The sequence below is a fragment of the Kineococcus sp. TRM81007 genome (assembly GCF_022669155.1).
Classification (GTDB): Bacteria; Actinomycetota; Actinomycetes; order Actinomycetales; family Kineococcaceae; genus Kineococcus.
The window spans coordinates 132,354-152,452 of record NZ_JALBVB010000051.1 but is presented as its reverse complement, the minus strand read 5'-3'; the positions used below and the strand labels follow the sequence as shown (position 1 = coordinate 152,452).

The following is a 20,099-nucleotide window of genomic DNA, read 5'->3' as shown; positions in this document are numbered from 1 at the left end:
CGACGCGTGAGGAGCGACGCGTGAGGAGCGACGTGACCGGTACCAGGACGAGCGCGGCCACCGGCCTGCCGACGGCCGACCCGGCGCTGGAGTCCTCGCTGCGCGAGGGGCTGGAGGTCGTCGAGGAGCGGCTGCGCGAGGCGGTCGGCAACGTCGACCCCCTGGCGGACGCGGCCTCGCGGCACCTGGTGCAGGCCGGCGGCAAGCGGGTGCGGCCGATGCTGACGCTGCTGGGCTCCCACTTCGGCGACCCCTCCCGCCCGGAGGTGGTGGACGCCGCGGTGGTGGTGGAGCTGACGCACCTGGCCTCGCTGTACCACGACGACGTGATGGACTCCGCCCCCACGCGGCGCGGCGCCCCCGCGGCGCAGCACGTGTGGGGCAACAACGTGGCCATCCTCACCGGCGACCTGCTGTTCGCGCGCGCCTCCAACGTGGTGGCGGGCCTGGGCCCGGAGGCGGTGCGGGTGCAGGCGCAGACCTTCGAGCGCCTGTGCCTGGGGCAGTTGCACGAGACGGTCGGCCCGCGCCCGGACCAGGACGCGGTGGCCCACTACCTGGACGTGCTCAGCGACAAGACGGCCTCCCTGATCGCCACCGCGGGGCGCTTCGGCGCCCAGTTCGCCGGCGCCGACCCGGAGGTGGTGCGGGCGATGGTCGCCTACGGCGAGGACGTGGGCGTGGCGTTCCAGCTCGCCGACGACGTGCTGGACCTGACCAGCGACGTGGGCGACTCCGGCAAGCGCCCCGGCACCGACCTGCGCGAGGGGGTGCCGACGCTGCCGGTGCTGCTGGCGCGCCGCGCCGCCGCCGGGGGCGACGCGGAGGCGGTGCGGCTGGTGGCGCTGCTGGACTCCGGCCGCCTGGGCGACGACGACGTGCTGGCGGAGGCCGTGGAGGCGCTGCGCGCGCACCCGGTGACGCGCGCGGCGCGGGACACGGCCCGGGAGTGGGCCGAGCGCGCCACCACCCACCTGGTGGACCTGCCGGACCGCGCGGCGCGCCGGGCGCTGGAGACGTACGCGGGCACGGTCGCCGACCGCGTCGGCTGACGCCGCGCCCGCGCGGCCGCCGGGCCGTCAGGCGCGCGGGCGCGGGAGCGCCGGCCGACGCCGCCGCTGGGCGCGCAGCGCGTCCGCGGTCAGCAGCGCCAGCGCCGCCCACACCAGCGCGAAGCCCACCCACCGGGAGGCGGGCATCGTCTCGCCCAGCACCAGCGCGGCGGCGAACTGCAGCACGGGGGTGGTGTACTGCAGCAGCCCGATCGTGGTCAGCGGCACCCGCCCGGCGGCCAGCGCGAACAGCAGCAGCGGTGCCAGCGTCGCGGGTCCGGACAGCACGGTGAGCACCGCGTGGTCGGTGCCTCCGGCGGTGAACGTGGAGCGGCCCGTCGTCCCGATCCAGGTCAGGGTGGCGAGGGCGGGCAGCACCAGCACGCCCGTCTCCACGGTCAGCCCCGTCAGCGGGTCCACCCCGGTGCCGGAGCGGGCCAGGCGGTTCTTCAGCAGCCCGTAGGTGCCGAAGGAGGCCGCCAGCGCCAGCGCCATCCACGGCAGCCGCCCTAGGTCGGCGGTGATGACCACGACCGCGGCGGTGCCCACGGCGACCGCGGCCCACTGCGTGCGCCGCAACCGCTCGCGCAGCACGAGCACGCCCAGCAGCACCGTCACCAGGGGGTTGACGAAGTACCCCAGGGACGCCTCCAGCACGTTCCCGCTGGTGACGGCCAGGCCGTACACGCCCCAGTTGACGGCGATGGCCACGGCCGCCACGGCCAGCAGCCGCAGCTGCGCGGGGGTGCGCAGCACCCGCAGCACGGCCGGCCAGCGGCGCAGCGCCGTCAGCAGCAGCACCGACAGCGCCAGGGACCACACGACCCGCTGCGCCAGCAGCTCCAGCGCGCCGGTGGGCAGCAGGACGTGGAAGTAGAACGGGAACAACCCCCACAGCACGTAGGCGCCGGCGCCGGCGAGGAGCCCGCCGGGCGGGGCGGCCCCGGCGCCGGGCGGGCCGGGGGTCCGGTGCGGGCCGGGTGCGGCGGGGGCGGTCGGGCGGGGTTCCTCCACACCGCGCATGGTGCCCGTCCGGGGGCGTCCGCGGACGCATTAGGCTTGCCTGCGCAGTCGACCGCCGACGTCGAGACGAAGGACACCAGATCCCGTGAGCACCCAGCGTCCGCTGCGCGTGGCCGTCGTCGGAGCCGGGCCGGCAGGCATCTACGCCTCGGACATCCTCTCCAGGGCCGACCTGTCCGCGACGGGCTTCGACGGCGTGAGCATCGACCTGATCGAGCGCCTGCCCGCGCCGTTCGGCCTCGTGCGCTACGGCGTCGCGCCGGACCACCCGCGCATCAAGCAGATCGTGGTCGCCCTGGAGAAGGTCCTGGGCCGCGGCGACATCCGCCTGCTGACCAACGTGGACTTCGGCACGGACCTGACGCTGGAGGACGTCCGGCGCCACTACGACGCCGTGGTGTTCTCCACCGGCTCCATCGAGGACGCGCCGATGGCGATCCCGGGCGTCGACCTGCCGGAGAGCTTCGGCGCCGCCGACTTCGTCTCCTGGTACGACGGGCACCCGGACTACCCGCGCGAGTGGCCGCTGCAGGCCTCCAGCGTCGCCGTCCTGGGCGCCGGCAACGTCGCCCTCGACGTGGCCCGGATGCTGGCCAAGCACGCCGACGACCTGCTGCCCACGGAGATCCCGGACAACGTCTACCAGGGCCTGAAGGCGTCGAAGGTCACCGACGTGCACGTCTTCGCCCGCCGCGGGCCGGCGCAGGCGAAGTTCTCCTCGCTGGAGCTTCGCGAGCTGGGGCACGTGCCCGACGTCGACGTCATCGTCGACCCGGAGGACTTCGAGTTCGACGAGGGCTCGATGGCCGCCATCGACAAGTCGAACCAGACGAAGCAGGTCGTCAAGACGCTGACGGACTGGACGCTGAAGGAGGGCGACGGCACCGCCTCCCGGCGCATCCACCTGCACTTCCTGCACGCGCCGGTGGAGATCGTCGGCACCGACGGCCACGTCAGCGCGCTGCGCACCGAGCGCACCCGCCTGAAGGGCGACGGCACGGTCGAGGGCACCGGCGACGTGCACACCTGGGACGTGCAGGCCGTGTACCGGGCGGTCGGCTACTTCGGCTCCCCGCTGCCGGGCGTGCCGTTCGACCAGCTCAAGGGCGTCATCTCCAACCACGAGGGCCGCGTGCTGAGCCCGGAGGGCGAGCACCTGAGCGGCGTGTACTGCACCGGCTGGATCAAGCGCGGGCCCGTCGGCCTGATCGGGCACACCAAGTCCGACGCCTCCGAGACGGTCCGCCACCTCGTCTCCGACGCGGCGGGCTTCGAGCGCGCCGCCGAGCCGGACCCGCAGGCGGTGGTCGACGCCCTGACCGCCAAGGGCGTGGAGGTCCTCACCTGGAACGACTGGGAGGTCCTGGACGCCTACGAGCGGGAACTGGGCCGGCCCCACGGGCGCGAGCGCGTCAAGGTCGTCTCCCGCGAGGACATGATCCGGTACTCGCGCCAGGTGCTGGCCGAGGCCGCCGCCCACCGGGAGGCCTGAGGTGCGCGTCGTCGTCTGCGTCAAGCACGTCCCCGACATCCAGTCGGCCCGCTCCTTCCGCGAGGACGGGCTGCTGGCCCGCGGCGGCGAGGACGACACCCTCAACGAGCTCGACGAGGACGCCCTGGAGGCCGCGCTGCGCCTGGTCGAGGCGCACCCGGTCGCCGAGGGAGCCGAGCCGCACGAGGTCGTCGCCCTCACCGTCGGGCCCGCCGCGGCCGTGGAGGCCCTGCGCCGCGGCCTGGCGATGGGCGCCACCAGCGCGGTGCACGTGCGCGACGACGCGGTCGCCGGCTCCGACGCGATCGCCACCGCCCGCGTGCTGGCCGCGGCCGTGCGCCACGTGCACGCCGAGCGGCCGGTGGACGCGGTCGTGGCGGGCATGGCGGGCCTGGACGGGCTGACCTCCCTGGTGCCGGCGGCCCTGGCGGCCCTGCTGGACTGGCCGCAGCTCACCCTCGCCGACCGGATCACCGTCGAGGACGGCACCGTGCGGGTGCGCCGCGAGACCTCCACCGACGTGGAGGAGCTCAGCGCCCCCGCCCCGGCCGTGCTGTCGGTCACCGACCAGGCGTTCCGCGCCCGGTTCCCCGACTTCAAGGGCATCCTCGCCGCCCGCAAGAAGCCGGTGGAGGTGCTGGCCCTCGCCGACCTCGGCGTGGACCCCGCCACCGTGGGCCTCGGCGGGTCGGCGGCCCGGGTCGTCGAGGCCGTGCCGACCCCTGAGCGGGCCGGCCGCGTGCTGGTGACCGGCGGTGCGGAGACGGTGCCCGCCCTCGTGGACTACCTGGCGCAGAAGGGTTTCGCGTGAACGTCCTCGTCCTGCTCGACCACGGCGACGGGCGGCTGCGCCCCACGGCCCTGGAACTCCTGACCCTGGCGCGCGACCTGCCGGACGCGCGGGTCCACGCCGTGTGGGTCGGGGCCGACCCGGCCGAGGAGGTGCGCGCTCAGGTCGGCGCGCACGGCGGCCACGCGCTGCACCACGTGCTCGTCGACGGCGCCGACGACCGCCTGACCGCCTCCGTCGTGGACGCGCTGGAGGCGGTGCGCGCCGAGGTGGACGCCCCGCTGCTGCTGGTGGCCTCCACGTTCGAGGGCAAGGAGGTCGCCGCCCGCCTCGCCGTGCGCACCGGCGCCGGGGTCGTCACCGGCGCCGGTGGCCTGGAGCGCGACGCCGACGGCCGCTCCGTGGCCACCAAGACGGTCCTGGCGGGGACCTGGACGACGCGCTGCGCCGTCACCGGCCCGTTCGGCGTGGTGGCGCTCGCCCCGAACTCCGTGCAGGCCGCGCCGCTGGCGCAGCCCGCCCCGGCCGAGGTGGTCGAGCACCGCGTCGAGGCCTCGGCGGCCGCGCGCGCGGTCACCGTCCACTCCCGCGAGCCCCGGCCCACCTCGGACCGCCCCGCGCTGGCCGAGGCGGAGGTCGTCGTCGTCGGCGGCCGCGGCGTGGAGGGCGACTTCACCGCCGTGGAGGAGCTGGCCGACGTGCTCGGCGGGGCCGTGGGCGCCACCCGCGTCGCCACCGACGAGGGCTGGATCGGGCACGAGGCCCAGGTGGGGCAGACGGGCGTGACGATCAGTCCGCGGCTGTACGTCGGTGCCGGCGTGTCCGGCGCGGTGCACCACCGGGGCGGCATGGCGGCCTCGGTGACCGTCGTGGCGGTGAACAGCGACCCCGACGCACCGATCTTCGAGTTCGCCGACTACGGGGTCGTGGGCGATCTCAACGAGGTCCTGCCCGCCCTCAGCGAGCAGATCCGCCGCCGCCGCGGCTGAAACCCCCGGTTTGCGCGCGGGCGAACGCGTGCCCTAGGTTCCCGGACGACCATCCAGAGCGGCCGAGAGACCTGGCTCGACGACGCCGCAGCAACCACCCCTCGGGGAAGGTGCTTCCGCCAGGACCGATGGGAGTCCTGGTGAGCACTGCCCGTGTCGTCGTCCCCGCCGCCGTCGACCGCCGCGTCCTGCGGCGGCGCGCGGCGCTCGGCAGCTTCGTCGGCACCACGATCGAGTGGTACGACTACTACCTCTACGGCACGGCCGCCGCGCTGGTGTTCGCCCCGCTGTTCTTCCCGCAGGTCGGCGGTGCCGTCGGCGTCATCGCGGCGTTCGCCACGTACGCGGTGGGTTTCATCGCGCGCCCACTGGGTGGTGCGGTCGCCGGTCACCTGGGGGACCGCCTGGGGCGCAAGAAGGTCCTGGTGGCGTCCCTGCTGCTCATGGGCGCCTCGACGGCCCTCATCGGTCTGCTGCCCACCTACGCGGCCATCGGGGTCGCCGCGCCCGTGCTGCTCGTGACCGCCCGCCTGCTGCAGGGCTTCTCCGCCGGCGGCGAGTGGGGCGGTGCCGTGCTGCTGGCGGTGGAGCACGCCCCCGAGCGGCGCAGGGGGTTGTTCGGCGCCGTGCCGCAGATGGGCTCGGCCGCGGGCATGGTCCTGGCCAGCGGGGGCTTCTGGCTGACCCGCACCCTCACCACCCCCGAGCAGTTCCTCTCCTGGGGCTGGCGGGTGCCGTTCCTGGCCAGCGCAGTGCTCGTCGTGGTCGGTCTGGTCATCCGGCTGAAGGTGACCGACTCGCCGGTGTTCTCGGACCTGCGCCGCGCCGGTGCCGTCGCCCGCCGCCCGGTCGCCGACGTGCTGCGCGAGGACGCCCGCGGGGTGCTCCTGACCAGCGGCATGCGTCTGGGCCAGATCGGCGGGTACGTCCTCTACACCGTCTTCGCCCTGAGCTACCTCACCGAGCAGGTGCGCGCCGACGGCGCCGACGTGGGCCTGCTCGCCGTCCTGGTCGTCTCCGTGCTGAGCCTGGCCACCACCCCGCTGTGGGGACTGGCCTCGGACCGCTTCGGCCGCAGGCCCGTGTACCTGTTCGGGGCGCTGCTCACCGCGGTGTTCACCGGGCCGGCGTTCCTGCTGCTCGACACCGGTTCCACCGTGCTGATCGTCGGCGCGCTCGTCGTCGCCGTGAACCTCGGGCACGACAGCATGTACGGCGCGCAGGGGGCGTTCTTCGCCGAGCAGTTCCCCGCGCGCACCCGCTACAGCGGCGCCTCGCTGGGCTACTCGATCGGCGCGGTGCTCGGCGGCGGGCTGACCCCCCTCATCGCGGCCTCGCTGCTGGCCCTGGCCGACGGCGCGCCGTGGCTGGTCGCCGGCTTCGTCAGCGCACTGGCGCTGCTCACCGCCGCCTGCGCCGCCGCGGCCCCGGAGACGGCCCACCGGCCCCTGGACACCACCACTTCGAAGAACCTGGAGACCGTCGTCCCGTGAGCACCGCACCGCTGCGCCTGAACGCCTTCGCCATGGCCTGCGTGGGTCACCAGGCCGCCGGGTTGTGGGCGCGCCCGGAGGACCGCAGCGCCGAGTACCGCACCCTGCGGTACTGGACGGACCTGGCGCGGCTGCTGGAGCGCGGGGGCTTCGACGCCCTGTTCCTCGCCGACGTCCTCGGCGTGTACGACGTGCACGGCGGCTCGCGCGACGCCGCCGTGCGCGCGGCCGCCCAGGTGCCCGTCAACGACCCGCTCATGGCGGTCTCGGCCATGGCCGCGGTCACCGAGCAGCTCGGGTTCGGGCTGACGGTGACGACCACGTACGAGCAGCCGTACGCCCTGGCCCGCCGCCTGACCACGCTGGACCACCTCACCGGCGGCCGCGTCGCCTGGAACGTCGTCACCGGCTACCTCGACTCCGCGGCCCGCAACCTCGGCTTCGACCGGCAGGTGCCGCACGACGAGCGCTACGACGTCGCCGAGGAGTACCTCGAGGTCTGCTACAAGCTCTGGGAGGGGTCCTGGGAGGACTCCGCCGTCGTGCGCGACGCCGAGCGCGGGGTGTACGCCGACCCGGCGAAGGTCCACGACATCGGCCACCACGGCCGCTGGTTCGACGTGCCCGGCGCGTTCCTGTGCGAGCCGTCCCCGCAGCGCACCCCCGTGGTCTTCCAGGCGGGCTCCTCGCCGCGCGGGCAGGAGTTCGCCGCCCGGCACGCCGAGTGCGTCTTCGTCATCGGCCCCACCGCGAAGCACGTCCGCCGCACCGTCGACTCCCTGCGCGAGCGGGTGGAGCGCGCCGGGCGCGACCCGCGCTCGGTCACCGTCTACGCGGGGCTGACCGCCGTGGTGCGCCCCTCCGACGCGGAGGCGACCGCGCTGCTCGCCGACTACCGGGCGCACGCCAGCAGGGACGGCGCGCTGGCGCTGTTCGGGGGCTGGACGGGCGTGGACCTGGCCGGCCTGGCGCCGGGGGAGCCGCTGCAGCACGTCACCACCGACGCGAACCGCTCGGCGCTGTCGTCGTTCACCAGCGACCCGGACCGCACCTGGACGGTGGACGACCTGGCCCGCTTCGTGGCCGTCGGCGGACGCGGTCCGGTGCTGGCGGGCTCGCCGGCCACCGTGGCCGACGCCCTGGAGGAGTTCGCGGAGGTCTCGGGCGTCGACGGCTTCAACCTCATGTACGCGACGATGCCCGGCACGTTCGCCGACGTCGTGGACCACCTGGTGCCGGAGCTGGCCCGCCGGGGGCGCACCGCGCCGCCGGTCGCGCCGGGCACCACGCTGCGCGAGCGGCTCGGCTCGGGCGAGGGGGCGCGGCTGGCCGCGTCCCACCCCGGCGCGGCGCACCGCCGCCCGGTCGCGGGCACCACGACCCGCGCCTGAGGCGACGGCGCGCGGAACGACCGCGCGGCGCGGCGCGTTGCACCCCTGGCTGGACCCGTACCAGGGAGGACGAGAGCGCCCGATGCACCGTCACCACAACGGCCTGAAGACCGCGGTCCTCTTCGGGGCGATCTGGGCGGTCCTGCTCCTGATCGGCGGGCTCCTCGCGTCGGCGTTCCGCGCGCCGCTGCTGCTGCTGGTCTTCGCGGTGCTGGGGGTGGCCACCTCCGCCTACGGCTACTGGAACTCCGACAAGCTCGCCCTGCGCGCCATGCGCGCCCGGCCGATCTCGGAGGCCGAGCAGCCGGCGATGCACCGGATCGTGCGGGAGCTGTCCACCCGGGCCCACCAGCCGATGCCGCGGCTGTACGTGTCCCCGACGATGGCGCCCAACGCGTTCGCCACCGGCCGCAACCCCGGGAACGCCGCGGTGTGCTGCACCGAGGGCATCCTGCAGCTGCTGGACGAGCGGGAGCTGCGCGGTGTGCTGGGGCACGAGCTGCAGCACGTGTACAACCGAGACATCCTCACCTCCTCGGTGGCGGGGGCGCTGGCGGGCGTCATCACGTCCGTCGCCCAGTTCGCGCAGTTCGGCGCGTTCTTCGGGGCCGCAGGCGGGCGGGACGGCGAGGGGCGCACCAACCCGATCGCCGTGCTGGCGCTGTCGCTGGTGGCGCCGCTGGCCGCCACCGTCATCCAGCTCGCCATCTCCCGCACCCGCGAGTACGACGCCGACGAGGACGGCGCGCGCCTGACCGGCGACCCGCTGGCCCTGGCCTCGGCGTTGCGCAAGCTGGAGCTGGGCACCCGGCAGCTGCCGCTGCCGCCGGAGCGCGAGCTCGTCAACTCCAGCCACATGATGATCGCCAACCCGTTCCGGGGGCAGGGCTTCAGCCGGTTGTTCTCCACCCACCCGCCGATGGCCGAGCGCATCGCCCGGCTGGAGGCGATGGCCGGCTACCGCCGCTGACGCGGGGAGCCGGCCGGCGCTCAGCCGAGGACGGACTCGACCCAGCCGCGCACCAGCGGCCACACCACGCCGTCCACCGCGAGCGGGTCCAGGTGCCCGACGCCCTCGGGCAGCTCCAGGCGCACCTCGTCGCCGGCGGCCGCCGCTGCGTCGGCGAACTCCTGCGACTGGCTCACCGGCACGGTCCCGTCGGCCGTGCCGTGCACGACGAGCAGGGGCATCCCCAGCGCCACCAGACGGGTCGGGTCGCCCACCGCGTAGCGGTCGTCGACCTCGGCGGGCGTGCCGCCGAACACCGCCGTGCAGTTCGGGTCCCCACCCTCCACGCCGAGCGTCGTGGGGTGCAGGGCGCCGGACGTGGAGCAGGCGGCCGCGGGCACGACGCGCGGGCCCGCACCGGGAGCCCCGGCGGGCAGCCGGTGCCGGGCGGCCGCCCAGACCGCCAGGTGCGCCCCGGCGGAGTGGCCGAGCACGAGGACCCGCCCGGCCGGCAGGTCCTGCTCGGCCGCGACGTCGGCGGCCGTGTCCACGGCGGTGGCCACGTCGGTGAACGTGCCCGGCCAGCCGCCGCCGTCCCCGACGCCGCGGTAGTCGGTGTTGAGCACCGGCCAGCCGCGCCCGACGAGGTCGGCCACGGTGGCGTTGACGTCGCGCCGGTCGACGGCGGCTCCCCACCCGCCGCCGTGCACGAGCACGACGAGGGCGTCGCGGCGGGTGCCGACGGGCAGCCAGAGGTCGGCGACCTGCCGCGCGTGGTCGCCGTAGCGGTGCTCGGTGCGCTGGGCCGTGTCCAGCCCGGCCGGCACGAACGGCAGCGCGGTGGCCGTGGTCGTCGCCGCGGCGGTGGCGCCGGCCGTGGGAGTGGCCCCCGGGGTGCTGGGCGGCTCGCCGTCCGGGCTCGTCACGGGCTCCGGACCGGGGACGCCGGAGCACCCGGCGAGCGCGAGGGCCCCGGCCGCCCCCAGCAGGGACCGGCGCCCGGGGTGCCGCGGCGCGGTGGTGCTCACGGCGACCGGGTCAGCGGTAGTTGACGAACTGCAGCGCCACGTCGAGGTCGGCGCCCTTGAGCAGGGCGATGACCTCCTGCAGGTCGTCGCGGCTCTTGGAGCTGACGCGCATCTCGTCGCCGGTGATCTGGGTCTTGACGTTCTTCAGGCCGCTGTCGCGCACGATCTTGCCGATCTTCTTGGCGACGTCCTGCTCCAGGCCCTCCTTGAGGGTGGCCGTGATCCGGTGCTCCTTGCCCGAGGGGGTGGGCTCGGAGGTGTCCAGCGCCTTCAGCGACACCCCGCGCTTGATGAGCTTGGTCTGCAGGACGTCCAGCACGGCGTTCACGCGGTCCTCGGAGTTGGCGACCATGAGGATCGTCTCGCCGCTCCAGCGCACCGAGGCGTCGGTGCCCTTGAAGTCGTAGCGCTGGGAGATCTCCTTGGCCGCCTGGTTCAGCGCGTTGTCCACCTCCTGGCGGTCGACCTTGCTGACGACGTCGAACGAGGACTCGCTGGCCACGTGTGCTGTTCCCTCCGGAGCGGTTCGCGCGGCCGGTTCGTCCCGGCCGCCAGACCTTGCTATCCTCTCACTCGCACCTGGTCATCCAGGCGCACTGGCGGGTTGCCCGAGCGGCCAAAGGGAGCGGATTGTAAATCCGCCGGCATTGCCTTCGTTGGTTCGAATCCATCACCCGCCACGTCGCGAGCGCGACCCGGGCCCGGCAACGGGCTCGGGTCGCGGCGTGTAGGGTGAACCTCACGCCGTGCGAGCGGCGAGCAGTGCCCCGATAGCTCAGTGGTAGAGCACTTCCTTGGTAAGGAAGAGGTCTCGAGTTCAATCCTCGATCGGGGCTCTCAGCGTTCGGCCGGTCCGCCGGCGGGCGTGCGGCGGAGTAGCTCAGTTGGTAGAGCAAGCGGCTCATAATCGCTGTGTCGTCGGTTCAAGTCCGGCCTCCGCTACGGACACCGCAACGCCGTGACGAGCGGCCGCCCCGCCGGGGCGGCCGCTCGTCCTGCGTGGTGGTCCGGGCGCTCGGATCGCGTACCCTGGGGGGCGAGATCGCGGCGCTGAAGTCGCCCGCAGGACCCCAGTTCAGGAAGAGGCAACCCGCCGTGGCCAAGACCACCGACGTCCGCCCCAAGATCACCATGGCTTGCACCGAGTGCAAGGAGCGGAACTACATCACCAAGAAGAACCGGCGCAACGACCCCGACCGGCTCGACCTGGCGAAGTTCTGCCCGCGCTGCGGCAAGAAGACCACGCACCGCGAGACCCGCTGACCCGGGCCCGTTCGCCGCAGTGACGTCCGTCACCGTCGACGAGTCCTTCCAGGGGCGGGTCTACCCCGCCTCCGGGGCCACCGCCGTGACCGCCGACGCGGTCCGGGCCTTCGCCCGGGCCGTGCGGGCGGTCCACCCGGCCCACCACGACACCGCCGCCGCGCAGGCCCTGGGCCACGCGGACGTCGTGGCGCCGCCCACCTTCGCCGTCACCCTGGCGCAGCGGGCCGACGCCCAGTTCATCACCGACCCCGCGGCCGGCATCGACTACTCGCGCGTGGTGCACGGCGAGCAGTCGTTCACCCACCACCGCCCCGTCGTGGCCGGTGACGAGCTGACCGCGGAGCTGCACGTGGACCGCGTGCGCGTCGTGCGCGGCAACGCCATGGTCACCACCCGCACCGAGCTGCGGCTGGCGGACGGCACGCCGGTGTGCACCGCCGTCTCCACCCTCGTCGTGCGCGCCCCGGAGGAGCAGTGAGCACCGTCAGCAGCGTCCGCTTCGAGGACGTCCGCGTCGGTGACGCGTTGCCCACCGCGCGCCACGAGGTGACCCGCGCGGACCTGCGCGCCTACGCCGAGGCCTCCGGCGACCGCAACCCCATCCACCTCGACGAGACCGTCGCGCGCTCCGTCGGGCTGCCCGACGTCATCGCCCACGGGATGCTCACCATGGGCCTGGCCGGGCAGACCGCCGCCGACTGGGCCGGCGACCCCGCCGCCGTCGTCGAGTACGCCACCAAGTTCACCGCGCCCGTCGCCGTGCCCGCCGAGGGCGGTGCCGTCGTCGAGGTCGCCGGCACCGTCGCCGCCGTCGACGAGCAGCGTCGCACCGCCACCGTGGACCTCGCGGTCACCAGCGCCGGCACCAAGGTCCTCGGCCGCGCGCGCGCCGTCGTCCGCCTGCCGTGAGCCTCGCCGCTCCGGCGGCGGGCGACCGAGCCGCGCTGCGCGCCCGCACCGCCGTCTACGCGGCCTTCATCCTCAACGGCTTCGCCTTCGCCAGCTGGATCGCCCGCATCCCCTCGGTGCGCGAGGACCTCGGCCTGAGCGACCAGCAGTTGGGCTTCCTGCTGCTGGCCCTGTCGATCGGCTCGGTCGGGGCGATGCCGCTGGCCGGGGCCGTCGTCATGCGCATCGGGCGGGTGCGCACCGTGGCCGCGGGCGCGCTGGCCGTCGCGGTGGGCATGTCCGCCGTCGCCGTGGGGGTCGACGCCCTCGGCAGCGCCGCGGTCGTCGCGGCGGGCCTGGTCGCCCAGGGCGCCGGCACCGCTGCCTGGGACGTGGCGATGAACGTCGAGGGCGCCGCCGTCGAGCGCCGCCTCGACCGCTCGATCATGTCCCGCTTCCACGCCGGGTACAGCCTGGGCACGGTGCTGGCCGCCGGGCTCGCCGTGCTGCTGCTGGCCGCGGAGGTGCCCACCTGGGCGCACCTGGGTGGTGCGGCGGTGCTGGCGCTGGCCGGGACGCTGCTGGCGGTGCGGGCCTTCCTCGCGACGCCCGTCGCTCCCGAGCCCGGTGCGCACGCCCCCCGCGGCCTCGCGCTGCGCGACGCCTGGCGCGAGCCCCGCACCCTCCTGCTGGGTCTGATGGTGCTGTGCATGGCGTTCGTGGAGGGCACCGCCAACGACTGGCTGGCCGTGGGGATGGTCGACGGCCACGGCACCAGCCACGAGGTGGGCGTCACCGGCTTCGCCGCCTTCGTCGTGTTCATGACCCTCGGCCGCCTGCTGGGCCCGGTGGTGCTGGAGCGGACCGGCCGGGTGGTGGCGCTGCGCGGCTGCGCCGCCCTGGCCGTCGCCGGCGTGCTGGTGTTCGCCCTCGCCCCCTCGGTGCCGCTGGCCGTGGCCGGTGCGGCGCTGTGGGGGGTGGGCACGGCTCTCGGCTTCCCGCTCGGCATGAGCGCCGCCGCCGACGACGAGGCTGGCGCCGCCGCCCGCGTCAGCGTGGTCTCCTCCGTGGGGTACGCCGCCTTCCTCGCCGGCCCGCCCCTGCTCGGCCTGCTCTCCGAGCGGATCGGCATCCTCGACGCCCTGCTCGCCGCAGCCGTCGCCTCGGCGATCGCCCTGGTGCTCTCCGGCGTCGCCCGTCCGCCCGCCGTCGTCCGCCCCGGGAGCAGCTCGTGACCACGTCCGCCACCACCGGCCCGCTCATCGCCCCCTTGACCTCCCTGCGCGTGGGTGGTCCCGCCCGCCGCGTCGTCGTGGCCCACACCGAGGACGAGCTGGTCGAGGCGGTGCGCGAGGCCGACGCCGGGGGCGAGCCGCTGCTGCTCGTCGGGGGCGGCTCCAACCTGCTGGTCTCGGACGCCGGCTTCGACGGCACCGTCGTGCACGTGGCCACCACCGGTGTGCGGCTGGGCTCCGAGGACGCCTGCGGCGGGGCCGTCGTCACCGCCGCGGCGGGGGAGCGCTGGGACGCGCTGGTGGCCCGCGCGGTCGCGAACGGCTGGTCGGGCGTGGAGGCGCTGTCCGGGATCCCCGGCACGGTGGGTGCCACCCCGGTGCAGAACGTCGGCGCCTACGGGCAGGACGTCTCGCAGACCATCGCCACCGTGCGCACCTTCGACCGCGTGGCCGGCCGCCAGCGCACCTTCGCGGGCGCCGACCTGCGCTTCGGGTACCGCACCTCCCGGCTGAAGACCGAGCGGGTGGCGCTGAACGGCGAGCACCCGGAGAGCCGCTACGTCGTGCTGGACGTGACGTTCCAGTTCCGCTTCACCGACCGCTCCGCACCGATCGGGTACGCGGAGCTGGCCCGTCGCCTCGGCGTCGAGGTCGGCGACCGGGTGTCGATGACGGACGTGCGCGCCGCCGTGCTCGCGCTGCGCGAAGGCAAGGGCATGGTGTGGGACGAGGCGCACCTGGACGACCACGACACCTGGAGCGCCGGGTCGTTCTTCACCAACCCGGTGCTCACGCGGGAGGAGGCCGCCGTCCTGCCCGAGGACGCCCCCCGCTACCCGGCCGGCACCGGCGCCGACGGCGAGCCGCTGGTGAAGACCAGCGCCGCGTGGCTCATCGAGCGCGCCGGCTTCGGCAAGGGGTACGGCGCTCCGGGGCCGGCGTCGCTGTCCACCAAGCACGCGCTGGCGCTCACCAACCGCGGCCCGGCGCGCGCGGAGGACCTGCTGACCCTGGCGCGCGAGGTGGCCGCGGGCGTCCACGAGCGCTTCGGGGTGCGGATCGTCAACGAGCCGGTGCTCGTCGGCTGCTCGCTCTGAGCAGCGCGTCGCGCACGAGGTCCAGCACCTCCTCCTGGGCGAGCCCGGCCTGCAGCGCCCGCTCCACGTACCCCTCCGCCGCCCAGCGGACCTCCTCGGCCACCGGCGCGGCCGTCGCGGTGACGACGGTGCCGGTGCGCCGGCGGGAGGCGACCAGCCCGGACAGCTCCAGCTCCCGGTAGGCCCGCTGCACGGTGCCCAGCGCCAGGCCCAGGTCCGCGGCCAGCGCCCGAGCCGCGGGCAGCCGGTCACCGGTGCGCAGCGCACCCGTGGTGACGAGCGTGGCGACCTGGCGGCGCAGCTGCTCGTAGGCGGGGACGGGGGAGGCGGTGTCCACGACGACGCGCAGCCCGCTCACGCGACGACCGCCGTCGTGCGCCGCCGCCGCAGCCCGGGCGCCGGCCAGAAGAGCGTGACGAGCCCGGCGAGCGCGACCGCCGGCGAGCTCCACAGCGCCACCCCCGCCAGTGCCCGCCACCCCCGGGGCGGCGCCGAGGAGCGCCAGGTGCCCGCCGCGACCTGGTAGTCGCCGCCGAGGCCGCCACCCGAGGTCCCGGCCAGCAGGAGCAGCCCCCCCAGCGTCAGCACCGCGGCGGCGGTGGAGGTGCGCAGCACCCGGTGGGCGGCCACCCGGCGCAGCGCGGCGTCGGTGGCGTCGTCGGCCGCCGGGACCGACGGCCGGACCGGCACGAGGTGCAGCACGGCGGCGGTGGCCACGGCGGTGAGCAGCCCCAGGGCCGCGATCGGGGCGGTGAGCGCCACGCCGGGGAAGGTGGCCGCGCTCCAGGTCGCCAGGCCGTCGGGGGAGGACCACTCCACCGAGCGCCCGTCCTCGGCGCCGAGGACGGCGCCGAGCAGGCACACCGCGGCGAGCAGCGCGCCACCCGCGGCGGCGCAGCGCAGCAGCCCGGGGGAGGCGCCCTCGCGCACCGAGCGCACCAGCAGCCGCGCGCTGCGCACCCGGGTCGCCGGGCGCGGCCACGTCGCCTCCGCCAGCAGGGCCACCAGTGCGTAGGCGGTGGCTCCGGCCAGGGGCAGGACCACGACGAGGCGTTCCTCGCGCGACTGCCAGGCGCCGGCCAGGCACGCGGCGGCGGTGCCGGCACCCGCCAGCGCGGCCAGCCCCGTCCACACCTCGCCCCTTCGGCGGGCGCCGGCCACGGGCAGGGGGAGCGAGGCGGCAGGCACCCGGCGGTGCGCCGCGAGGGCGGCGGCCCCACCCGCGAGCGCCAGGCTCAGCAGCAACGGCCCCACCACGACCAGAACCGCGTGCACGGCACCTCCACTGACCGATTGACCCGACTCATTGAGTCAATCACGTCGTGGCGGTCCGCGTGAACTCGTCCGCCCCGTCCGCGGCACCCGTCAGCCAGTCGTCCACCTGCGCGTGCAGCACCCGCTTCGTCGCCGCCGCGGCCCGCGAGGCGGTGATCGACGCCTTCGCGAGCCCGGCCAGCGCCGCGTCGTCCAGCCCGTGGTCCTCGCGGGCGCTGCGGTACTGCGCCACCAGCCGCGGCCCGAACAGCAGCGGGTCGTCGGCGCCCAGGGCCACGGTCGCACCCGCCTCCAGCAGCCGCCGCAGCGGCACCGAAGCCAGGTCGCCGTACACGCCCAGGGAGACGTTGCTGGCCGGGCACACCTCCAGGGCCACCCCGGCGTCCACGACCCGCCGCAGCAGGTCGGGGTCCTCCGCGCAGCGCACGCCGTGGCCGAGCCGGTCCGGGTGCAGCGTCGCGAGCGCCTCGCGCACGTGCGCCGGTCCCAGCAGCTCGCCGGAGTGGGGCACGGAGGCCAGTCCGGCGCGACGGGCGATGTCGAACGCGCCGGCGAAGTCCGCGGTGCTGCCCCGGCGCTCGTCGTTGGACAGGCCGAAGCCGACCACCGTGCCCGGCCCCTCCCCGGCGTGGCGGGCGGCCAGCCGCGCCAGGGTGCGCGCGTCCAGGGGGTGCCTGATCCGGCTGGCGGCCACCACGACCGCGACCGCGGTGCCCGTCAGCGCGGTGGCCTCCCGCGCCGCGTCCAGGACGATCTCCAGCGCCGGGGTGATCCCGCCGACGTGGACGGCGTAGGAGGTCGGGTCCACCTGAAGCTCCAGCCACCGCGAGCCCTCCGCGGCGTCGTCGGCGGCTGCCTCCAGCACGATGCGGCGCATGTCCTCGGCGGTGCGGACGCAGGAGCGCGCGGCGTCGTACAGGCGCTGGAAGCGGAACCAGCCGCGCGCGTCGGGGGAGAGGTTCACCATGTGCTGCCCCGACAGCGCCGTGGGCAGGCGCACCCCGTGCGCCTCGGCCAGCTCCAGCAGCGTGCTGGTGCGCATCGACCCGGTGAAGTGCAGGTGCAGGTGGGCCTTGGGCAGGGCCTCCAGCGAACGCGTCACGCTGCGTGAGTCTGCCAGTGCTGCACGTCACCGTCTGGTCGGTGGGCGGGGACGGTCGAAGGGGCGCGGCGCCGGTGCCGCGGGCGCCGCCCGCGTAGCAGGACGCCGAGGTCCCGCTCCCCGCCGGGGACGCTCACACGACCTCGGCGAGCAGCCGCTGGACGCGTCCCACACCCTCCTCGAGGTCGGCGTCGGCGAGGGCGTAGGACAGCCGCAGGAAGCCGCTGGGACCGAAGGCCTCGCCCGGCACGACGGCCACCTCGGCCTCCGTGAGGATCAGTTCGGCCAGGCGCGCCGAGGAGGTGATCTCGCTGCCCCGCAGCGTCCTGCCGATGAGCGCCTCGACGGAGGGGTAGGCGTAGAAGGCCCCCTCCGGCAGCGGGCACTCGACGCCGTCGATCGCGGAGAGCATCTCGGTGATGCGCCGGCGGCGGCGGTCGAAGGCGGTGCGCATCGTCGCCACGGCGTCCAGGTCGCCGGACAGCGCGGCGATCGCGGCGCGCTGGGAGACGTTGGCGACGTTGGAGGTCAGGTGGGACTGCAGGTTGCCCACGCCCTTCACCACGTCCGCCGGGCCGATCAGCCAGCCCACCCGCCAGCCCGTCATCGCGTACGTCTTCGCCACGCCGTTGAGCACCACGCAGCGCTCGGCCAGCTCGGGCACCTCCACGGGCATCGACGCCGCGCGCCCGCCGTCGTAGACGAGGTGCTCGTAGATCTCGTCGGTGACCACCCACAGGCCGTGCTCGTCGGCCCAGCGCCCGATCGCGCGGACCTCCTCGGGGGAGTAGACCGCGCCGGTCGGGTTCGAGGGGGAGTTGAACAGCAGGACCTTGGTGCGCGGGGTGCGTGCGGCCTCCAGCTGCTCGACGGTGACCTTGTAGCCCTGCTCGAGCCCGGCGAAGACCTCCACGGGCACGCCGCCGGCCAGGCGCGCCGCCTCGGGGTAGGTCGTCCAGTAGGGCGCGGGCAGCAGCAGCTCGTCGCCCGGGTCCAGCAGCGCCGCGAAGGTCTCGTAGACGGCCTGCTTGCCGCCGTTGGTGACGAGCACCTGCGACGGGGGGACCTCGTAGCCGGAGTCGCGCAGCGTCTTGGCGGCGATCGCCTCGCGCAGCGCGGGCAGGCCGCCGGCGGGGGTGTAGCGGTGGTTGGCCGGGTCGGTGCAGGCGGCCACGGCGGCCTCGACCACCGCGGGCGGGGTGGGGAAGTCCGGCTCCCCGGCGCCGAAGCCGATGACGGGCCGGCCGGCGGCCTTGAGCGCCTTGGCCTTCGCGTCCACGGCGAGGGTCGCGGACTCGGCGATGCCGGCGACGCGGGCGGACACTCGGGTGCGGGCGGGGGCGCTCGGAGCGGACACGGCTCCCATCCTGGCACTGCCGCCGCACGCTCGTCCGCGCCACGCGCCGGGTTCCGGGCGGGGGCCGGGAGGGTTCGGGTTCGACTCCGCGGCGTGTTCTCGCCTAGAGTGCTGATCGGCGGGCTGGTCCCGCCGTGGTGGAGCGTGCCCCACGGGGTCGCCGAACCGCTCAGGGCAGTGGCGCAATTGGTAGCGCACCGGTCTCCAAAACCGGCGGTTGTGGGTTCGAGTCCCTCCTGCCCTGCGAGCACCACCCGCGTCCCCCGGGGACGCGCCCGCCGCAACCCAGCGCGCAGCGGGGCAGCACCAGGCGAGTCAGCACCGGAGCACCGGCAGACGGTGGGGAGCAGGTCGACGTGAGCGAGACGAAGGCCGCGGACCGCGCGGCGGCCAAGCGCCGCGGCGGGATCCTGCTCTTCCTGCGCCAGGTCGTCGAGGAGCTGCGCAAGGTCGTCTGGCCCACGCGCCGCGACCTGCTGAGCTACACGGGCGTCGTCCTGGTGTTCGTCGCGGTGATGATGCTCTTGGTGTCCGTCCTGGACTACGGCATCGGCAAGCTCGTCCTGCTGGTGTTCGGGTCCTGACGGACGGCGGCGCACCGCTGCGGTGCGCGGAGTCCCTATCCCGAAGGAAGCAGGTCAGCACCGTGTCGGAGCAGTGGGGTCCCTCGCTCGGCGAGCGGCGCACCGGCGACAGCCCCGAGGGCGACGAGTCGTTCAGCCCGGTCAGCGACGAGGTGTTCAGCGCCGCGCCCGAGCCCTCGCCCGTGCCGGTGGGTGCGTACGAGGACGAGCGCGCCGAGGCGGACGCCTCCCTGACGGGCTACGACGCCGAGGACGTCGCCGCGGAGGTGGAGGCCGACGGGGAAGCCGCCGCCGAGCAGGCCGCGGACCTCCCGGACGTGCCCCTGACGGACGCCGTGGGCGCACCCGAGGGCGAGGAGGCCCACGACCTCGGTGCCGCGGGCCCGGTCGACGGCGACCCGGTGGGTGAGGTCGACGAGCTGGAGGCGGACGTCGACGAGGCCGAGGAGTTCCGCAAGAAGCTGCGGCGCATGCCCGGCGAGTGGTTCGTGATCCACAGCTACGCCGGCTACGAGAACCGCGTGAAGACCAACCTCGAGACCCGCATGACCAGCCTCAACATGGAGGACTACATCTTCCAGGTCGAGGTGCCCATGGAGGAGGTCGTCGAGGTCAAGAACGGCCAGCGCAAGAACGTCCGCCGGGTGCGCATCCCCGGTTACGTGCTGGTGCGCATGGACCTCACCGACGAGTCGTGGGGCGCCGTGCGGCACACCCCGGGTGTGACCGGCTTCGTGGGCAACACGCACCAGCCGGTGCCGCTGTCGAACGACGAGGTCTTCTCGATGCTGGCGCCCGCGCTGCAGCAGAAGCCCAAGCAGGGGGCCGGGTCGGGTGCGCCCGCCGCCGACGGTGCACCCGCGGCGGCGCCGCGGGCGGTGGAGTTCGAGATCGGCGAGTCGGTCACGGTCATGGAGGGTCCCTTCGAGACCCTGCCGGCGACCGTCTCCGAGATCTCCGCGGACCGCCAGAAGCTCACCGTGCTGGTCTCGATCTTCGGGCGCGAGACGCCCGTGGAGCTCAACTTCAACCAGGTCGCCAAGATCTGACGGCGCCCCGAGCGCCCGAGCGAGCCCCCTGCCCCCGCG

At 75.3% G+C, this 20,099-nt stretch carries 21 protein-coding genes, 4 tRNA genes and 1 riboswitch; of the genes, 18 read left to right on the top strand and 7 right to left on the bottom strand.

The genetic code is table 11. From position 1 onward, the window contains the following. The first annotated feature begins 20 nt into the window (after positions 1 to 20). Positions 21 to 1,052, top strand: coding sequence for a polyprenyl synthetase family protein (locus tag MN205_RS10110; protein ID WP_242126822.1), 1,032 nt, complete (start codon positions 21 to 23; stop codon positions 1,050 to 1,052). Positions 1,053 to 1,079: 27 nt separating this feature from the next. Here MN205_RS10110 and rarD read toward each other — a convergent pair whose 3' ends face one another. Next, positions 1,080 to 2,066: an EamA family transporter RarD gene (gene rarD / locus MN205_RS10105; protein ID WP_242126820.1), complete on the bottom strand. Its 987-nt coding sequence runs from the start codon at positions 2,064 to 2,066 to the stop codon at positions 1,080 to 1,082. 94 nt (positions 2,067 to 2,160) lie between these two features. On the opposite strand from rarD, the gene MN205_RS10100 reads away from it, so the two are divergent. From MN205_RS10100 to htpX, 6 genes are all read left to right on the top strand, one after another. After that, a complete protein-coding gene (locus tag MN205_RS10100; RefSeq protein WP_242126818.1) occupies positions 2,161 to 3,567 on the top strand; it encodes an FAD-dependent oxidoreductase in 1,407 nt (468 codons plus the stop codon). A gap of 1 nt (position 3,568) precedes the next feature. Next, entirely contained in the window at positions 3,569 to 4,378 is an 810-nt protein-coding gene (locus MN205_RS10095; RefSeq protein ID WP_242126816.1) for an electron transfer flavoprotein subunit beta/FixA family protein, read from the top strand. Further along, on the top strand, positions 4,375 to 5,346 hold the full coding sequence (locus MN205_RS10090; protein ID WP_242126814.1) for an electron transfer flavoprotein subunit alpha/FixB family protein: 972 nt from the start codon (positions 4,375 to 4,377) through the stop codon (positions 5,344 to 5,346). The genes MN205_RS10095 and MN205_RS10090 overlap by 4 nt, the downstream gene beginning before the upstream one ends. Positions 5,347 to 5,392: 46 nt before the next feature. Beyond that, positions 5,393 to 5,481, top strand: a riboswitch (SAM riboswitch). Positions 5,482 to 5,486: 5 nt separating this feature from the next. Further along, positions 5,487 to 6,839 carry an MFS transporter gene (locus MN205_RS10085; RefSeq protein ID WP_242126812.1) on the top strand — a complete coding sequence of 451 codons (1,353 nt, stop codon included), beginning with the start codon at positions 5,487 to 5,489 and terminating at the stop codon, positions 6,837 to 6,839. Then, positions 6,836 to 8,230: an LLM class flavin-dependent oxidoreductase gene (locus MN205_RS10080; protein ID WP_242126811.1), complete on the top strand. Its 1,395-nt coding sequence runs from the start codon at positions 6,836 to 6,838 to the stop codon at positions 8,228 to 8,230. Before MN205_RS10085 ends, MN205_RS10080 begins: the two co-directional genes overlap by 4 nt. 82 nt (positions 8,231 to 8,312) lie before the next feature. Then, positions 8,313 to 9,200 carry a zinc metalloprotease HtpX gene (htpX, locus tag MN205_RS10075; protein WP_242126809.1) on the top strand — a complete coding sequence of 296 codons (888 nt, stop codon included), beginning with the start codon at positions 8,313 to 8,315 and terminating at the stop codon, positions 9,198 to 9,200. A gap of 20 nt (positions 9,201 to 9,220) precedes the next feature. Here the strand turns inward: htpX and MN205_RS10070 are convergent, their stop codons facing one another. After that, positions 9,221 to 10,207 (bottom strand): S9 family peptidase, encoded by a 987-nt coding sequence (locus tag MN205_RS10070; RefSeq protein ID WP_242126807.1) that lies wholly within the window; start codon positions 10,205 to 10,207, stop codon positions 9,221 to 9,223. Between the two features lie 10 nt (positions 10,208 to 10,217). Beyond that, entirely contained in the window at positions 10,218 to 10,709 is a 492-nt protein-coding gene (locus MN205_RS10065) for a YajQ family cyclic di-GMP-binding protein (RefSeq protein ID WP_242126805.1), read from the bottom strand. Positions 10,710 to 10,805: 96 nt separating this feature from the next. On the opposite strand from MN205_RS10065, the gene MN205_RS10060 reads away from it, so the two are divergent. The 8 genes from MN205_RS10060 to MN205_RS10025 all read left to right on the top strand — a co-directional run bounded on the left by MN205_RS10060 (position 10,806) and on the right by MN205_RS10025 (position 14,693). Continuing rightward, a tRNA-Tyr gene (locus MN205_RS10060) sits at positions 10,806 to 10,887 on the top strand. Positions 10,888 to 10,971: 84 nt separating this feature from the next. Next, a tRNA-Thr gene (locus MN205_RS10055) sits at positions 10,972 to 11,043 on the top strand. Between the two features lie 33 nt (positions 11,044 to 11,076). Continuing rightward, a tRNA-Met gene (locus MN205_RS10050) sits at positions 11,077 to 11,149 on the top strand. A gap of 153 nt (positions 11,150 to 11,302) precedes the next feature. Continuing rightward, complete coding sequence (gene rpmG / locus MN205_RS10045) at positions 11,303 to 11,470, top strand: 50S ribosomal protein L33 (protein WP_012085006.1); 168 nt, start codon at positions 11,303 to 11,305, stop codon at positions 11,468 to 11,470. 19 nt (positions 11,471 to 11,489) lie between these two features. Beyond that, the gene (locus tag MN205_RS10040; protein ID WP_242126803.1) at positions 11,490 to 11,951 is read left to right on the top strand and encodes a MaoC family dehydratase N-terminal domain-containing protein; all 462 of its coding nucleotides are present in this window, start codon (positions 11,490 to 11,492) and stop codon (positions 11,949 to 11,951) included. Beyond that, the gene (locus MN205_RS10035; RefSeq protein WP_242126802.1) at positions 11,948 to 12,382 is read left to right on the top strand and encodes a MaoC/PaaZ C-terminal domain-containing protein; all 435 of its coding nucleotides are present in this window, start codon (positions 11,948 to 11,950) and stop codon (positions 12,380 to 12,382) included. The genes MN205_RS10040 and MN205_RS10035 overlap by 4 nt, the downstream gene beginning before the upstream one ends. After that, the gene (locus tag MN205_RS10030) at positions 12,379 to 13,596 is read left to right on the top strand and encodes an MFS transporter (RefSeq protein ID WP_242126800.1); all 1,218 of its coding nucleotides are present in this window, start codon (positions 12,379 to 12,381) and stop codon (positions 13,594 to 13,596) included. Before MN205_RS10035 ends, MN205_RS10030 begins: the two co-directional genes overlap by 4 nt. Continuing rightward, complete coding sequence (locus MN205_RS10025; protein WP_242126798.1) at positions 13,593 to 14,693, top strand: UDP-N-acetylmuramate dehydrogenase; 1,101 nt, start codon at positions 13,593 to 13,595, stop codon at positions 14,691 to 14,693. Before MN205_RS10030 ends, MN205_RS10025 begins: the two co-directional genes overlap by 4 nt. On the opposite strand, the gene MN205_RS10020 is transcribed toward MN205_RS10025, so the two are convergent. From MN205_RS10020 to MN205_RS10005, 4 genes are all read right to left on the bottom strand, one after another. After that, a complete protein-coding gene (locus MN205_RS10020) occupies positions 14,659 to 15,051 on the bottom strand; it encodes a GntR family transcriptional regulator (RefSeq protein ID WP_242126796.1) in 393 nt (130 codons plus the stop codon). The genes MN205_RS10025 and MN205_RS10020 overlap by 35 nt on opposite strands. After that, positions 15,048 to 15,968 carry a hypothetical protein gene (locus MN205_RS10015; protein ID WP_242126794.1) on the bottom strand — a complete coding sequence of 307 codons (921 nt, stop codon included), beginning with the start codon at positions 15,966 to 15,968 and terminating at the stop codon, positions 15,048 to 15,050. The genes MN205_RS10020 and MN205_RS10015 overlap by 4 nt, the downstream gene beginning before the upstream one ends. Before the next feature lie 40 nt (positions 15,969 to 16,008). Continuing rightward, on the bottom strand, positions 16,009 to 17,070 hold the full coding sequence (locus MN205_RS10010; protein WP_242126792.1) for an adenosine deaminase: 1,062 nt from the start codon (positions 17,068 to 17,070) through the stop codon (positions 16,009 to 16,011). Positions 17,071 to 17,203: 133 nt separating this feature from the next. After that, entirely contained in the window at positions 17,204 to 18,427 is a 1,224-nt protein-coding gene (locus tag MN205_RS10005) for a pyridoxal phosphate-dependent aminotransferase (protein ID WP_242126790.1), read from the bottom strand. Between the two features lie 171 nt (positions 18,428 to 18,598). On the opposite strand from MN205_RS10005, the gene MN205_RS10000 reads away from it, so the two are divergent. From MN205_RS10000 to nusG, 3 genes are all read left to right on the top strand, one after another. Beyond that, positions 18,599 to 18,671 (top strand) — tRNA-Trp (locus tag MN205_RS10000). 112 nt (positions 18,672 to 18,783) lie between these two features. Further along, positions 18,784 to 19,011, top strand: a complete 228-nt coding sequence (gene secE / locus MN205_RS09995; RefSeq protein WP_242126788.1) for a preprotein translocase subunit SecE — start codon at positions 18,784 to 18,786, stop codon at positions 19,009 to 19,011. Positions 19,012 to 19,073: 62 nt separating this feature from the next. Then, positions 19,074 to 20,060 (top strand): transcription termination/antitermination protein NusG, encoded by a 987-nt coding sequence (gene nusG / locus MN205_RS09990; protein WP_242126785.1) that lies wholly within the window; start codon positions 19,074 to 19,076, stop codon positions 20,058 to 20,060. Positions 20,061 to 20,099 lie beyond the last annotated feature (39 nt).